The organism is Pseudomonas sp. GL_117 (assembly GCF_057835125.1).
Map to the genome: position 1 here is coordinate 3298157 of NZ_CM174418.1, position 15033 is coordinate 3313189.

11 protein-coding genes, 1 tRNA gene and 1 pseudogene are annotated in these 15033 nt (G+C 61.7%); 5 read left to right on the plus strand and 8 right to left on the minus strand.

Annotated features, from left to right (window positions below; all coding sequences use genetic code 11):
* The first annotated feature begins 26 nt into the window (after window positions 1-26).
* Both AC3ISR_RS14895 and AC3ISR_RS14900 read left to right on the plus strand, forming a co-directional pair.
* Window positions 27-1598, plus strand: coding sequence for an aldehyde dehydrogenase (NADP(+)) (locus tag AC3ISR_RS14895; protein WP_489324337.1), 1572 nt, complete (start codon window positions 27-29; stop codon window positions 1596-1598).
* Window positions 1599-1601: 3 nt separating this feature from the next.
* Window positions 1602-2837: an NAD(P)/FAD-dependent oxidoreductase gene (locus AC3ISR_RS14900; protein ID WP_489324338.1), complete on the plus strand. Its 1236-nt coding sequence runs from the start codon at window positions 1602-1604 to the stop codon at window positions 2835-2837.
* A 203-nt stretch (window positions 2838-3040) separates the two neighbouring features.
* Here the strand turns inward: AC3ISR_RS14900 and AC3ISR_RS14905 are convergent, their stop codons facing one another.
* The 6 genes and pseudogenes from AC3ISR_RS14905 to pvdQ all read right to left on the minus strand — a co-directional run bounded on the left by AC3ISR_RS14905 (window position 3041) and on the right by pvdQ (window position 8232).
* Window positions 3041-4024, minus strand: a complete 984-nt coding sequence (locus AC3ISR_RS14905) for a GlxA family transcriptional regulator (RefSeq protein ID WP_192300540.1) — start codon at window positions 4022-4024, stop codon at window positions 3041-3043.
* Between the two features lie 70 nt (window positions 4025-4094).
* Window positions 4095-4205, minus strand: a pseudogene (locus AC3ISR_RS14910) (signal peptidase I); the annotation flags it as partial.
* A gap of 304 nt (window positions 4206-4509) precedes the next feature.
* The gene (locus AC3ISR_RS14915) at window positions 4510-5118 is read right to left on the minus strand and encodes a LysE family translocator (RefSeq protein WP_192300436.1); all 609 of its coding nucleotides are present in this window, start codon (window positions 5116-5118) and stop codon (window positions 4510-4512) included.
* Between the two features lie 151 nt (window positions 5119-5269).
* The gene (locus tag AC3ISR_RS14920) at window positions 5270-5440 is read right to left on the minus strand and encodes a hypothetical protein (protein ID WP_489324339.1); all 171 of its coding nucleotides are present in this window, start codon (window positions 5438-5440) and stop codon (window positions 5270-5272) included.
* 217 nt (window positions 5441-5657) lie between these two features.
* Window positions 5658-5731 (minus strand) — tRNA-Cys (locus tag AC3ISR_RS14925).
* Window positions 5732-5943: 212 nt separating this feature from the next.
* Complete coding sequence (gene pvdQ, locus AC3ISR_RS14930) at window positions 5944-8232, minus strand: bifunctional acylase PvdQ (RefSeq protein ID WP_489324340.1); 2289 nt, start codon at window positions 8230-8232, stop codon at window positions 5944-5946.
* A gap of 237 nt (window positions 8233-8469) precedes the next feature.
* Between pvdQ and AC3ISR_RS14935 the strand changes: the two genes are divergently transcribed.
* Window positions 8470-8850, plus strand: coding sequence for a fe2+ zn2+ uptake regulation protein (locus AC3ISR_RS14935; RefSeq protein ID WP_192300439.1), 381 nt, complete (start codon window positions 8470-8472; stop codon window positions 8848-8850).
* A gap of 1 nt (window position 8851) precedes the next feature.
* On the opposite strand, the gene AC3ISR_RS14940 is transcribed toward AC3ISR_RS14935, so the two are convergent.
* A complete protein-coding gene (locus tag AC3ISR_RS14940) occupies window positions 8852-9046 on the minus strand; it encodes a hypothetical protein (RefSeq protein ID WP_192300440.1) in 195 nt (64 codons plus the stop codon).
* Window positions 9047-9352: 306 nt separating this feature from the next.
* Here AC3ISR_RS14940 and AC3ISR_RS14945 point away from each other — a divergent pair, with 306 nt between their 5' ends.
* Complete coding sequence (locus AC3ISR_RS14945) at window positions 9353-12889, plus strand: membrane-targeted effector domain-containing toxin (RefSeq protein WP_489324341.1); 3537 nt, start codon at window positions 9353-9355, stop codon at window positions 12887-12889.
* 18 nt (window positions 12890-12907) lie between these two features.
* On the opposite strand, the gene AC3ISR_RS14950 is transcribed toward AC3ISR_RS14945, so the two are convergent.
* Window positions 12908-13819: a LysR family transcriptional regulator gene (locus AC3ISR_RS14950; RefSeq protein ID WP_192300442.1), complete on the minus strand. Its 912-nt coding sequence runs from the start codon at window positions 13817-13819 to the stop codon at window positions 12908-12910.
* A gap of 121 nt (window positions 13820-13940) precedes the next feature.
* On the opposite strand from AC3ISR_RS14950, the gene AC3ISR_RS14955 reads away from it, so the two are divergent.
* A complete protein-coding gene (locus AC3ISR_RS14955) occupies window positions 13941-14936 on the plus strand; it encodes an aldo/keto reductase (protein WP_192300443.1) in 996 nt (331 codons plus the stop codon).
* Window positions 14937-15033 lie beyond the last annotated feature (97 nt).

A 15033-nucleotide genomic window follows, 5' to 3' on the forward strand; every position in this document is an offset into this window, starting at 1 on the left:
AACCCTCTTTTTTCCAGGACAACCCCATGACTCTGACGGGCACGATGCTGATCGGTCAGCACTCCCTTTGCGGCAATCGCGATGCGATCCGGGCGATCAACCCCGCCACCGACACCCCCTTGGAACCGGCCTATGCCGGTGGCAATGCTGAACAGGTGGCCCAGGCCTGCGCGTTGGCGTGGGCCGCCTTTGATGGTTATCGCGAAACTTCACTGGAGGCGCGCGCCCGTTTTCTGGAAGCCATCGCCGCGCAAATCGAAGCGCTGGGCGATGCCTTGATCGAGCGCGCGATGGCCGAAACCGGCCTGCCGCAAGCGCGTATCAGCGGCGAACGCGGGCGCACTTGCGCGCAGCTGCGTACCTTCGCCCGCACCGTGCGTGCCGGGGAATGGCTGGATGTGCGGGTCGATAGCGCCCAGCCGCAACGCCAACCCCTGCCGCGCCCGGACCTGCGTCAGCGGCATATCGCGCTGGGCCCGGTGGCGGTGTTTGGCGCGAGCAATTTCCCCTTGGCCTTTTCGGTGGCGGGCGGCGATACCGCCTCGGCATTGGCCGCCGGTTGCCCGGTGATCGTCAAGGCCCACGGCGCCCACCCTGGCACCAGTGAGCTGGTGGGACGTGCCGTGGCCCAGGCGGTCAAGGACTGCGGTTTGCCTGAGGGCGTGTTTTCGCTGCTGTATGGGGCCGGGCGCGAAGTGGGAATTGCGCTGGTCACCGACCCACGTATCAAGGCGGTGGGTTTTACCGGCTCGCGCAGCGGCGGCGTGGCGCTGACCCAGGCGGCCCAGGCGCGGCCCGAGCCGATTCCGGTGTATGCCGAGATGAGTTCGATCAACCCGGTGTACCTGTTTGCTGCGGCCCTCGAGGCACGGGCAGAGAGCTTGGCCAAAGGGTTTGTGGCGTCGCTGACCCAGGGCGCCGGGCAGTTTTGTACCAATCCCGGCCTGGTGATGGCCGTCCAGGGCCCGGCGCTGGAGCGCTTCGTCAGCACCGCGCGGGCCTTGCTCCCGCAATGCCCGGCGCAGACCATGCTCACGCCCGGTATTTTCCAGGCTTACGAGGCAGGTGTCGGCGCCCTGGCTGAACACGCCGAGGTGGTTGCCAGAGGTCTGGGGGCGACTGGGCCGAACCAAGGCCAGGCGCACCTGTTTGTGACCCAGGCGAGCGAGTTTTTGAGCAATGCGCAGTTGCAGGCCGAAGTGTTCGGTGCGGCGTCGCTGGTGGTGGTGTGTGCCGACGATGAGCAGGTGCGCCAGGTCAGCGAACACCTGGAAGGCCAGCTCAGCGCGACCTTGCACCTGGATGAGGCCGACCTGGCACGTGCCAAGGCCCTGCTGCCGGTACTTGAACGTAAGGCCGGGCGCCTGCTGGTCAATGGCTGGCCGACCGGCGTGGAGGTGTGTGACGCCATGGTCCACGGCGGGCCCTTCCCGGCTACGTCGGATTCGCGCAGCACGTCGGTGGGCACCGCGGCGATCCAGCGGTTCCTGCGCCCGGTGTGCTACCAGGATTTTCCCGACGAGTTGCTGCCCAGCGCGCTCCAGGCAGGCAACCCGCTGCTGTTGCGCCGCCTGCTCGACGGTTCGAGGGAGGTCTAGGCCATGCCCGAACCCGACATCATAGTGGTCGGCGCCGGTATCGTCGGCGTCGCCTGTGCCCTGCAACTGGCGCGTCAAGGCCAGCGTGTGGTGGTGGTCGACCAACAGGCACCGGGCATGGGCGCCTCGTGGGGCAACGCCGGCCACTTGGCAACCGAGCAAGTCTTCCCGATTGCCGACGTGTCGATCCTCAAGCGCCTGCCCGCGATGCTGCTGGACCCCATGGGCCCGCTGCGCCTGGACTGGAAATACCTGCCCCGCGCGCTGCCGTGGTTTATCCGCCTGCTGCTCAACCTGCGTCCGGCCAGCTACCGGCGCACCGTGGCGGGCATCCGCGCGCTGAACGAAGGCAGCCTGGGCGCCTGGCAGCGTTTGTTGCAGAGCATCGAACGCCCAGGGTTGTTGCATGAAAATGGCTCGTTGCTGGTATTTGAACGCGCCGAATCCCAAGCCGCCCTCGACGCGCTGCAACAGCGTATGCAACAGCAAGGCGTGCCTGTGCAGGCGTGGACCGGCAGTGCCATACGCGAGGCTGCGCCGCAGTTGAGCGAGGGTATACGCGGCGGGTTGTTTTTCCCGGCGACCGGGCACTTTGTAGACCCTTATCGGGTGGTGTGCGAGTTGGTGGAGGCGGCCAGGGCCAGCGGTGTGACGTTTCTCCAGCAGCGTGTAATGGATGCCCGCCTTGAAGGCGCAGGCGTCGCGTTGCTGACCGACCAGGGCAAGCTGACGGCGCGCCAGGTGTTGATCGCCTGCGGTGCGCATTCGGCCAAACTGACCGCGGCCTTGACCGGTAAACAGGTCCCGCTGGACACCGAGCGTGGCTATCACCTGATGCTGCCCCAGGAAACGCAGCGCCTGCCGTTTGCGGTCACCTCGCTGGAACGCAAATTCATCATGACGCCGATGGCGGGCGGCTTGCGCCTGGCCGGCACGGTGGAATTCGCCGGGCTTGATCGCCCCGCGAACATGCAGCGCGCCTGGCAGTTGCATCGGTTGAGTGACGGGTTGTTCCGCCAGCCACTGAGCGTGACGGATGCCACGCCGTGGATGGGTTTCCGGCCTTCGCTGCCGGACTCTCTACCGATTATTGATCGGGTGTGTGAGGGCAAAGTGCTGCTTGCGTTTGGGCATCAGCATTTGGGGCTGACGCAGGCGGCGGTGACGGCAGAGTGGATGGTGAAGCTGTGGAAAGGTGACTCAGCGCAGTGTGGGGCTTACCGATTGGGGCGGTTCTGAGGGGGATGTATTGCCTGATACACCGCTTTCGCGGGCAAGCCCGCTCCCACAGTTGATTGGTGTTGCCGGGCTGTCAGCGCTCGGCTGGAGATCGCCCAGACACTGCTAGTCCTCTGTGGTGTCGAGCTTTAGCGAGGCTGCGAAGGCGGCGGTACTGTTGGTAGAGACATTTCCCCTCAACCATGGAACCTGCAACATCTGCTCTACTTGACCAGCCGCTTCTCCTTGGACGGGCGGTAGCCAAAGTAGGAGCTGTAGCACTTGCTGAAGTGGCTCGGCGATACAAACCCGCACGCCACCAACACTTCCACCTGGGACAACTCCGTGTGCTGCAGCAACCGCCGCGCCTCGGTGACGCGCAGTTCCATGTAGTAGCGCTGCGGCGTGGTGCCCAGTTGTTCCTTGAACAGGCGCTCCAGCTGGCGTCGCGAACGACCGGCGTAGACCGCCAGCTGGTCCAGTTCCAGGGGCTCTTCGAGGTTGGCGTCCATCAGCTTGACCACCTCGCGCAACGGTGCGCTGACGCTGATGTTTTCAGTCGGCTTGATGCGCCGGTAGCGTGACTCTTCAAACGCCAGGATGTCCTCGATACCTTCGACCAGCGCTTTGCCGTGCAGGCTTTTGATCCAGTCCAGGGCCATGTGGAAGGCCCCCGAAGGGCTGGATGCGGTGAGCCGGTCGCGATCGATCACAAAGGGTTCGCTGGTGACCTGCGCCGCTTTCGACACTTCCGCCAACGCGGGACGGTGCTCGGGGTGGATGGCGCAGTGATAGCCCTGCAGCAATCCCGCGCGGCCAAGGAACCACGAGCCATTCCACAGTCCCGCCAGACCCACCCCGTGTTCGGCAGCCGTGCGCAACACGTGGATGAAGTCTTCGCCAGCCTTGAGTTCGGTGCGAAAGCCACCGCAGATAACCAACAATTCCAGGTCGTGCAACGCCGCCACATCCAGGCGCGCATCCGGGCGGATCACCAGGCCCAGGTCGCTGATCACTTCGCCGTCGCCCCAGCCAAAGGTGCGCGAGGCAAACAGATCGGGGCGCAGCAGGTTGGCGGTGACCAGGGTGTCGAGGGTCTGGGTGAAGGCCGGCAGGGAAAAATGTTCGAGTAGCAAAAAACCGACGCGGGTGACCGGCGACGGCTGTTGGGAGGGGTCATTCAGGTAGCGCAGGTTCTTGCCTTTCATGCCACCGCTGAACTGGCGTCTTTCCATCGAGGGTTAGCCCACTTTTATTGTTGATGCAGTGGGCGCCATCTTAGAGGATTGGCGCACCAAAACGGCGAAATCGTGGCATCCAGTGATCCAGGATCTGCGCGGACGCCAGGATAGGCTGCGCGCGACCGATCAGCAATCGGCGCGGTACATACAACGATTTAAACAGCCGGTTTATGCCTGATCTTGAGAAAACCGCCTGCCCGCAAAACCCGTGGCCGAGCGCTCGCAAGTGCATCTGATACGGTTTTTTCTTTGCTATCTGCCTCTGTATCGAAAGCGCCTGCAAAGAGACAATGGCGCCACTCCCGACACCCTTGTCGAGCGCGGCAGGACTCTTCCTGACGCCCCCTTCCCTTCGGAGGCCTTATGACCAAGATGGCAATTTTCCTGTTCGGCTTTTTAGTGCTGACCATCGGCATCGGCCTGTTGGCGACTATATCGCCGGTCTAATGCGCTCAGCTGGCAAACAGCATCGGGTACAACGACAGCACCAGCAGCCCGGCCATTGACCCGTTGAACACCCGCAACAGGCGCGGCTCGCGCAACACATTGCGCAGCCCGCTGCCGCAGACGACCCAGACGCACACACTGGGCAGGTTGACCACGGCAAACACCAGGGCAATCACCAGCACGTTGGTGACATAGCCCTCCGCAGGCGTGTAGGTGGTGATCGCGCCCAGCGCCATGATCCACGCCTTGGGATTGACCCACTGAAACGCCGCGGCGCCGAGAAAAGTCATAGGTTTGCCGTGCTCGTCATTGCTCTCGGACATGCCGCCGGACGTCGCAATCTTCCACGCCAGGTACAACAGGTAGGCCGCGCCCACATAGCGCAGCAACGTGTACGCCCACGGCAACACCTTGAACACTTCCCCCAGCCCCAGGCCGACCGCAATCACCAGCAACATGAAGCCGATACTGATCCCCAGCGCGTGGGGCATCGAGCGACGAAAGCCGAAGTTCACCCCCGACGCCAACAACATGGTGTTGTTGGGACCGGGTGTAATCGAAGACACAAAGGCGAACAGCACAAAGGCTGACAGCAGGCTGGTAGACATGAACATGACAGAGCATCCAGGCGCGGGGTGACAGGCCTGTGACAGTAGAGGTTTGCAGCGCCGACCGCCCCGTACAGCTGGGGGTGGATCGGGGAATACACTTTGGCCACATGAAAAAGGGAGCAAGCCATGACAGCTTGCTCCCTTGACTGGCTACTTAACGCGGACCACCGCCACCCCCAAAGCCTGGGCCACCATGCCCACCACCTTGACCGTGCCCACCACCACCACCACCACCACCTGGTGGTGGCATGAACATCCAGCAACCCGATAACGTGGACAACAAGGCGACCACGACGGCGGCCTTGGTCAGGTAATTCAACTTCATGACAACACTCTCACTTGGCAATATTTGTTTCGCGAGTGTTATGACAACTGCAAGTCGAGGGCGTCACGGCTATCGTGTAACGCGTTGGTAGGGTTTGTATTTGAATGAATACAGGTGGTTCAGGGCTCCCTGTTGGGGGTGGCTATGTTGCGGCGATAAAACTTTATCCAAGGCAATAAAAAACCCCGTAGACGCTAATCTACGGGGTTTTCAAGAGTGGAGGCCGAGGTCGGAATCGAACCGGCGTAGGTGGATTTGCAATCCACTGCATAACCATTTTGCTACTCGGCCTCAAACGATCAATGCCCTGAACACTGGCACTCACCGCATGCAAACTTGAGTGGGCTAATGAAGCCTGCCTCTACTCTAACTGATTGAATACATTGAAGTTTTTAATGCTTCGTTGCGTTCGATGGGCGCCATTATGTACGCATTTACCAAAGCGTGCAACCCCTTGATTTCAAAAATATTTCGCAGCGCTATCAAGGGGTTGCGCGCCTGCCCTACTCCTGGATCAGTTGTTGCCGGTACTGCGGGTCGGCCTTGATCTGAGCGTCGGTGAATGGCAGCGGGCTGAGTTTTTTCTGCGAGAAAGCCTGGGTCTGGTCCTTGGCGTGCGTGGATGCAGGGTCGCTGGACAGGGAGAACGCGAGCAAGCCCTGGGCATGGGGGCCGGTGTCGTCGAAGGTGACGATTTGCAGGTAGCTGCTGCCACTGACCACTTCCCGTTTGCCATCGGCGCGCGGCACGGTTTGCATGGCGTTGTAGATGCCCAGCGCCTGGGGGCCGCCGTGGATCGGGGTCTGCCCGCTGACTTGCACATCGCCCCAGCGGCTGTTGGCCGTCAAACCGAGCTTGGCCACGTCGGCGGTGGACGCCAGCATCGCTTCGCGCAGCGCCGTGACGACGGGTGCGCGCTCGATGGCCACGCCGCGGGGCGTGGTCAACGGCTGCGTCGGGTCAAAGGCGACGCGCCAGGCGTCGGGGATCTGCTGCAGGCGTTCCATCAGGTTGATGAAGTGCACCAGGCCCACGCCGCTGTCGAGGTTGGCGTGCTGGTCCCAGTTTTTCAGGCTGGTGCACAGCGGCTGCAAGACCACGGCATCGGCGCCCAGGTGTTTGGCGCAAAATGCCATCAGGTCGGGCATCACCTGGCCGGCCAGGTACACCTCGTTGTCCATCACCATATGTTGCAGATCAGCGACGCCGATGGGCTTGCTCTCCAGCGATTGCAGGCGTTGCACGGCGAAACGCGCACGCAAGCCGAGGCCGATGTGGTCCTGGCTGATCACTGGCGAAAAGCCGCTCAACGGCGCCTTGGGGTTGGCCAGCCAGGCCGAGTCATTGGAGTGCTGCACATAGTCGCTGCGTTCCAGTTGCGGCAGTTGATCAGCGGCGAAGATCCCGGCCTGGGCTGCACGCGGGTCGATGTCCCAGGCGCAGGCGCTGTGGGCGCCGTCGAGCACGATCAGTTGCAGGCCGGCACGCGGATCGCTGCATTGGGCGAGCTTGGCCTGGCTGACGTTGGGCACTACCGACAGGTTCATGTACAGGCTCTGACCCTGGTCGTCCGCCGCCACCGTGTTGACCCACGGGATACCCTGCAAGGTATGCACCGAGGTTTGCAGTTCCTTGAGATTGGCGGCGCGGTTCATCGCGTACCACTGTTGCAGCACGCGATCATTGCCGAGGTTGGCATCACGCAGGCTAAAGGCGTGGTGCTGGTCCCAATCAAGCTTGCCGGGCCATTGCACCACCGGGCCGAACTGGGAACTGTAAAGCGTCTGGGACACGGCTTTAAGGCTGCCATCGGCCTGCCTGGCTTGCACCGTTACCGCGGTTTTATCCAGCGCGATCGATTTGCCATCCAGCAGATAGCGCGTGGAATCCTTGGGGTCCAGGGTCAGGCGATACAGGGTGAAGTGCTTGGACGTGTCGACCGTATGGGTCCAGGCCAGGTGCTGGTTGAAACCGATATTGATCAACGGCAGGCCGGGCAATGCTGCGCCCATCACGTCCAGTTGTCCGGGGATGGTCAGGTGCATCTCATAAAAACGCATGCCACCCACCCACGGAAAGTGCGGGTTGGCCAACAACATGCCGCGGCCATTGAACGAACGGTCACGGCCGACCGCTACCGCGTTGCTGCCACGGTCCAGGGCAAAGCGCTGTTGATTGGCGGCAACCCGCTCAAAGCCCAGGGCACGGGTCTGTACCCCGGCGGTCACGGCAGGCGGCGTGGCACCCGCCAACGCTTCGGCAAACTGCCCCACCCCACCTTCGACCAGCAAACGCCGGGTGAGCTTCACCACGTCTTGCGCGGTGATCGCCCGTACCCACGCCGCCTGGCACTGAGCTGGCGCGCCGTGTTCTTTCAGATAACGGTTGTAGCCCGCCACGTACCCCTCGACCCGCTGCCGGATCTGCGGGGTTTGTGCGTTCCAGAAGGCCGCGACGGCCTCTGGCGTGTTCAGCCAGGTGAAAAACACATCGCTGGCCAGGTTGTTGCGTTCCTCCAGCGTCGCCTGGTCCGGGCCGAAGAAGCGCGACCGCTGCCCGTTCACCGTGACCACTTCGTTGGCCAGCAGGCACAGATTGTCCTGGGCATACGCATAACCGATGCCGTAGCCCAGGCCACGTTCATCATTGGCACGGATATGGGGCACGCCGTACCCGGTACGCCGGATCTCTGCCGACGCCGGCGTCACCGCCTCCCGTGCCGATGCCGCCAGGCTCAACCCCAGCAACACCCCTGCCACACATACCCTGGACAACCCGTTGGACATAATCACGCCGACTCCACAGTCAAATTGAACACCCTCGCAAGGGGTAGTTACCCCACCGTAAGGACGCAAAAAACCCGGAAAAATTTAGGCGACAACGGGGTTTATCGAAGAGGGCCGCAATGTGACAAAAGCGATACCGACAAAATTTCTACATCTGGAACTTCATGATTTCTGTCGCTCGTACGTCTTATTAACCAAGAGCGCTCATTTTCCTGATCAGGCTCTGATAAGGAGTTTTATTGCATGTACAACTCGCAACTGCCCACGGATGGACACTCACCCGCCGCCGATGCCTCGTTCGGCCGCGGCGGCCAAGCGTTCGGCAAGGCGCCCGAGCAGCACGGCAACCAGCGTATCCGCCACTTGCTCAAGTATTTTGGCCTGCGTACCAGCCTGATCCGGCTGAAGGTCATCGACGCCCTGCTCACCGCTGCCGACAACCAGCGCACCCTCGGGGTACGCGGCGTGCACAGCCATTTGCTGGAGTTGGGCATTCCGCTGTCGTTTCTCAGCGTGCGTGAAGTGCTCAAGCGCCTATGCAGCGAGGGCGTGATCACCCTCAATGCGGACAAAAGCTACAGCCTCCATGAAGAGGCTGCCAAAGTACTCGAAGGCCGCGCCTGACTCAGAAGTTGGGCTTGACCTTGCGGCGCATGATGCCGTTGATCACCACCACGGTGACGGCCACGCCGATCGCGATGTACTGGAACGTCTTCTCGCTGATCACCCCAGTGTTCTGCAAGTAGGACAGGCCAAACATCGTCCCCAGCACCACCAGGGAAATCAGAATCGAATATTTCAAGCGTTGCTTTTGAGTCATGACAGTTCCTGAATCTTGAGAATGTATCCGCGGTGTATCACCACACATGCCCACTCGCGGGCATAGGCCGCAGTCAGCAGGCCACCATGTTACAGGCGATGACAGGCTTTGGCATATCGGCTGCCTGATTGATGAACCCGCGAGCCCTTCAGCCTGCGCGCCCGCATCAAACATTCGAAACGCCTTCTGACCGTTTGCGCGGAACCCTCCTCCCTCCTGCACTCACCTAGCTAGAGCCCATCACGGAAAGAAGCTACACACTCCAATCCCACGGATGTTTGGGCACTACGCCATTGAGTCACCCACATGATCCTCTTTCCCCTCTCTGCGTATATTCCGGGTGTTATGACGAACGCCGCAGCGTCAGCCCACCAACCGAATCGTGCACAGTCTCCCGTCCGCCACGCCGATACACCGACCCACACTCCTCCCGCAGAAGGCTTTAAAATCGCAGCCGCCGACCAGGAGAACCTGCGCCAACTGGCCAACCACATCCGTGGTATTGCGCTGCTGTGGACCGATTCGACCTCCGCGCAAACCATATCCAGTGCATTGCACAATTGGACGATGCCGATTGCCCCCGACTCGTCCTACCCCGATAAACCGCTTTCCAACCCCAGCGTGGCGCAAGTCATCACCCGCCTGGGCTTCCAACTCCCGACCAGTCTGGCGCAGGCCATTGCCCTGCGAGACAGGTTGGATCAAAAAGCGCTGGCCCCCTTGGTAGGCAATGCCGGCGGCGGCCTGTCCTGGCCCGTGCCGCTGGATGCCGCCCAACAACGGGCGATCAGCGACACGATAGACCGCAACAGCGCCGGGCTTGCCGGCCTGCCCCTTGCCGACCGACGCAAAGGGGCGCTGGATTACTTGCTGGAGCAGACGCCGCTCTCCAGCCAGGAGCTGCAGGACCCGCACAACGCCATCGAAAAACTGCTCAAGTCACCAAGGGCCGAGGCGCTGGGCCTCGCGATCCAGACAAAGTTGGGGGGTATTGCCACCCCTGACAGCCTGTCCGAATACGTGCTGAGCGCTATCCAACTGGGGCTCGATCGCGAGTCAGTCCGCCAGCCCGGCAGGACCCGCGTGGCCGGTTTCGACTGGGCACAAGAGCAACACTGGGGCAAGCCGGTCTCGAGCGTGCTTGAAGGCCTGAAAAACCACCTCGTTGCCACCGGCAAAGCCACCCCTGCCACGGCACCGTTGGCCGCACACCTGTTGCTCAGCCGCGTTGCGCCGGCTTTTCTGGTCAAGGACATCCCCGATCAGATCGTATACGGCAGCCAAGCCCACACCACGTTCTGCATGGCGGTGGCAAAGGTGGAGCAAGAAGCGCTTGGCGCGTCGGCAAAGATGACCTACGCGCAGGTCATGCAGCGCGCCGATCAAATCCCCGAACCCGCCCCCGAGCATGCGCTGCAAGCGAACTTGATCGAGTGGGGAATAGTCAGTGGCGTGTTGCAAAAATCAGTTGATGGCGTTTACACCCCGCAACAACTGGAGAGGGTCAGGGCCGCCTTCGATGACCAGCAAAACCAGCGCCTGGCCGCCAGTGAGTCAATCAATACCGACCTCCCCACGCGCAAAGGGGTCGCGCTGGCAAAGCTCAAGCAAGCGTTTCCCGAAATGGACCCGGCACTGTTTGAAAAACCGCTCCTGCAGCTGGACGAAGCGTACAAGCAGGGCCCACAGCCACTCTATGACCCCAACCTGCGGCCCGTAGGCCTGTATTTTTCAATGCTCGATGTGGCTATGGGGCAAAGCCCCCTGGGCAAATGGAAGACCTCCGATAAGCGCATCCCGCTCGACAAGTTCAACAATAGCCCGGCACGCAGTTCGTTCCAGGCGTTCGACAGCGAGTTCACCAAGGCCATCGACACGCGCAAAAGTGCGATTGCCACCACGGTACGCCACCTGATTTCACAACTGCCACTGGAAGACCGCAAGCGGCTGGAGACGGGAAACATCAGGTTTTTCCACGAGTCCACCTACGACGGTAACAAGGTGACGGCAAAAAACCTGGTGCTGAGTTTCAAGGTCGAGCAAGAGGGCCAACGCTCGATTTACCAGTTGGATATCCAGAACCTCAAGATCACGCGCAAAGACAACTACATCGACTTGAAAGACGTGACATGGCAAGACGGCAACCGGCAAATCCGGCAAACCGAGTTCAAACCCAAAGCCGGCGGTGACGCCGCGCAAGCTGAACGCCCGTCGACAGGGCCTGCACTGCCTGACAGTTTTTCCAGCGCCCGCAGCCACCTCATCGCCAATGCCTTTGTCGAGCACCTTGACTACGACAACCCCGCAATCAAACAGGAAGCAATGGGCACAACCCCCCACGAGCGGCAACTACAGGCACAAGACAACGCGCGCGAGTTCTTTCTGAACCTGATCCCGTTCAGGTCCGCGATCGTCAACTTTTCCCAGGGCAATATCGCCGACGGCGCATTGGATCTGGGCCTGGACCTCTTCAGTTTCTTGACCGCCGGTGCGGGCACTGTGGGCAAGTTAGGCAAGTTGGGGTCCGCCGCCGTGTCTGCCGGTACGAAATATATCAAGGGCGCGAAGGTGATCGGGGCCGCGGCCATCGGCGCCCTCAACCCGCTGGATGGCATGGGCGACCTGCTGATAGGTGCCGCACGAATAACAGGTAAAACCGGCAAGCAATTGTTCAAGGGCGCGCAAGCGCTGGGCAATGCCACCGGAGCATTAGCCGAAAAAACCATGAGCACACTCAAAGGCGCAAACGGCAGCTACGATTTGATCAAGGCCAGCCAGGCCCATGGCGCGGCCTCAATCGGCACCTTCAAGTCGGCCGACCAAACCATTGAAACCGTCGCGATTCACCACAACGACAACTGGTACGCCTATGACCCAGTAAAAAACCAACCCTACGGCGGGCCGATCCAGGACTTCCAGCCCTCCTACACGCTGGCGCCGTCGCCCGTCGCCTCTTCCCCGTCGCGCAAAAGCCGCGTCACGCCGTACAGCGTCAGCCAACGCCCGCCGCGTGCCAGAAAGCCGTTACCCGAAGGGGAATATGCCACCGCCATGAAAGGCAAGCTGGAACCTGATCACTTCAAGCCCGATACCAAGTTCGAAACGATGAAAAAGTTCGTCGAGGAGCTGTTTGACCATTACGCCAAGATCGGCACCAACATGCCCCCGCGCCCGCCTATTCCAACGGTCACCAAGCCGATACCGCCGGCTGAGCTGCTCTCGCAAGCACTCAAGACCTCGAACGGCGTGGTACTGGGCGAACTGCATCACGAAATGGCCAGCTTCAAGACCCTGTTCGATAATGCGCAAACGTTGAAAAAAGAGGGCGTCAAGCGCGTGTATATGGAAGGGCTGCTGTCTCGGCCGGATTTACCCGACGGCCTTCAGGATGACGGTATCAGCATGCTCGGACGCACAGGCAAGCCGCGCACATCGCCAAGCTTCAAGGAACTCAAGGCCAAGTTGGAAGCCAACGGCATCGAGATCGTGCCACTCGACCACTATTACCTCACCCGGCACAAGGATGTTAAGGCACTTTACGGCCCCACCAAGACCGGCTTCGGCTCTGAACAACGGCTTCGAGAGTTCAACTATTACGCGACCAAAACCATCGAAGCCACTTCCAACGGCGAAAAATGGGTGGCCCTGGTAGGCATGTCGCACATGAAGACATCCGAAGCGGTGCCGGGGCTCGCCGAAATGACGGGCAGTACGGCGATCGGCGTGTTCAATAACGTCAAACCCATGCCAAGCATGGGCTACGCCGCGAAGGTTCCAGCCCCTGACCCGAGCAAGCCGTTGGGCCACAAGGACTATCCAGGCGACTTGCGCATATTCGTGTAGCCGCCAGCGGCGTCGCAGTCATCGCCTCAGTCCAAGGCCTGGAGTGGCGCATAGCTCCACCAGCCAATCCACAAACACACGTACCCGCAGGGACAGCTGGCGGTGCGGCGGATACAGCGCCGTCAGTGCCATTGCGGGTACCGTCAACCGGGGCAACACCTCGACCAGCCGCCCCTCGGCCAACTGGCGCAGGGCATGGTAATGCGGGGCCTGGATCAAGCCATACCCGGCCTCACATGCCGCAAAGTAACCGTCGGCGCTGTTAACCGCGACGCTCTTGGCCAGGTTGATCGGGCGCAACTCGGTCCCCACTTCAAATTCCAGGCCATAGCGCTTGCCAGTGGTGCTCGATACGTACTCGACCATCTGGTGATGCACCAGGTCTTCAAAGCACTCGGGCACGCCCATGCGCGCCAGGTAAGCGGGGCTGGCCAGGGTTACCTGCTCAAGCATCGCCAAAGGTCGCGCCACCAGCGACTCATCCAGCGCCGGGCCACCACGCAGCACACAGTCCACACCTTCGCGGATCAGATCCACCGGGCGATCATTCAGGCCGATTTCCAGTTCGATATGCGGGTAGCGCGCCGTGAACGTCGGCAATGCGGGAATCACGATGCAGCGCCCAATGCCCGACGGCATGTCCACGCTCAAGGTGCCGCGCGGGTCTTGCCGACGGGTGGAAAATACCGCCTCGGTCTCCTCCAGGTCGGCCAGCAAACGCACGCAACGCTGGTAATACGCAGCGCCGTCCAGCGTGGGGCTGACCTGGCGCGTGGTGCGTTGCAACAGTTGCACCCCCAGATACGCCTCCAATTGCTTGATCAGCACCGTCACCGAAGCGCGCGGCATTTGCAGGCTGTCTGCGGCCTTGGCGAAGCCGCCCAGTTCGACAATCCGGGTAAACACGCGCATTGCATTAAAACGGTCCAAAACCCGGGCCCCTCGCTGATGATTATTTAGATAATCCGAATAGTGATAACTGTTTTAGCCGGTTTATCCCAATTCTGTCGAGGATAACAATGGAGCCCTTCCCACCCCAGGCGTTTAACACATGCACACACGTCAACTCGGTAAAAACGGCCCCCACGTCTCTGCCATCGGCCTCGGCTGCATGGGCATGACCGATTTCTACACCCCCGGCACCGACACCACGGAGGCCACCGCGACCCTGCATCGCGCCCTGGAGCTGGGGGTGAACTTCCTCGACACCGCCGACATGTACGGCCCGCACACCAACGAAGCGCTGATCGGCAAAGCCATCGTCGGCAAGCGCGACCAGGTGTTCCTGGCCAGCAAGTTCGGCATCGTGCGCGACCCGGCCAACCCGACGCTGCGCGGTGTCGACGGGCGCCCCGAGTACATCCGCAACGCCATCGACGGCACCTTGCGCCGCCTCGGCGTGGAGACCCTCGACCTCTACTACCAACACCGCATCGACCCCGAAGTGGCCATCGAAGAAACCGTCGGGGCCATGGCTGAACTGGTCAAGCAAGGCAAGGTGCGTTACCTGGGCCTGAGCGAAGCGTCGGCGGCCACCCTGGAGCGGGCGCACAAGGTCCACCCCATCAGCGCCCTGCAAAGCGAATATTCGCTGTGGAGCCGCGACCAGGAAGACAACGGCTGCCTCGCCGCCTGCCAGCGCCTGGGCGTTGCGTTTGTGCCCTACAGCCCGTTGGGCCGCGGCTTTCTCACCGGCGCACTGCAAAGCCCGGACGATTTCGACGCCGACGACTATCGCCGCCAAAGCCCGCGCTTCCAAGGCGAGAATTTCGCGAAGAACCTGCAACTGGTGACACAGGTGCAGGCCCTGGCGCGGGACAAGGGGGTCAGCGCCGGGCAACTGGCGCTGGCCTGGGTGTTGGCGCAAGGCGACTACATCATCCCCATTCCGGGGACCAAGCGACGCAAGTACCTGGAAGAGAACGTCGCGGCGCTGGAGGTGCGCCTCAGCCCGAGTGAATTGGCGGCGCTGGAGGCGGTGTTTGCGGCCGATGCCACGGTCGGCCTGCGTTATCCCGAAACGGTGATGGCGATGCTGAACATCTGAACACCCCGGAGCGCCCTGAAGCGGCGCTCCAACTTTCTTGTACGATCGTACCTAAAGCTCTGGCTCGCCAAGCCGATAGCCCGACGAAGCTCTAATA

What these genes read in the sequence shown, in the direction of transcription:
- AC3ISR_RS14895 (WP_489324337.1), top strand. Translation starts at nt 27, where the DNA reads ATGACTCTGACGGGCACGATGCTGATCGGTCAGCACTCCCTTTGCGGC.
- AC3ISR_RS14900 (WP_489324338.1), top strand. Translation starts at nt 1,602, where the DNA reads ATGCCCGAACCCGACATCATAGTGGTCGGCGCCGGTATCGTCGGCGTC.
- AC3ISR_RS14905 (WP_192300540.1), bottom strand. Translation starts at nt 4,024, where the DNA reads ATGAAAGGCAAGAACCTGCGCTACCTGAATGACCCCTCCCAACAGCCG.
- AC3ISR_RS14915 (WP_192300436.1), bottom strand. Translation starts at nt 5,118, where the DNA reads ATGTTCATGTCTACCAGCCTGCTGTCAGCCTTTGTGCTGTTCGCCTTT.
- AC3ISR_RS14920 (WP_489324339.1), bottom strand. Translation starts at nt 5,440, where the DNA reads ATGAAGTTGAATTACCTGACCAAGGCCGCCGTCGTGGTCGCCTTGTTG.
- AC3ISR_RS14935 (WP_192300439.1), top strand. Translation starts at nt 8,470, where the DNA reads ATGTACAACTCGCAACTGCCCACGGATGGACACTCACCCGCCGCCGAT.
- AC3ISR_RS14940 (WP_192300440.1), bottom strand. Translation starts at nt 9,046, where the DNA reads ATGACTCAAAAGCAACGCTTGAAATATTCGATTCTGATTTCCCTGGTG.
- AC3ISR_RS14945 (WP_489324341.1), top strand. Translation starts at nt 9,353, where the DNA reads ATGATCCTCTTTCCCCTCTCTGCGTATATTCCGGGTGTTATGACGAAC.
- AC3ISR_RS14955 (WP_192300443.1), top strand. Translation starts at nt 13,941, where the DNA reads ATGCACACACGTCAACTCGGTAAAAACGGCCCCCACGTCTCTGCCATC.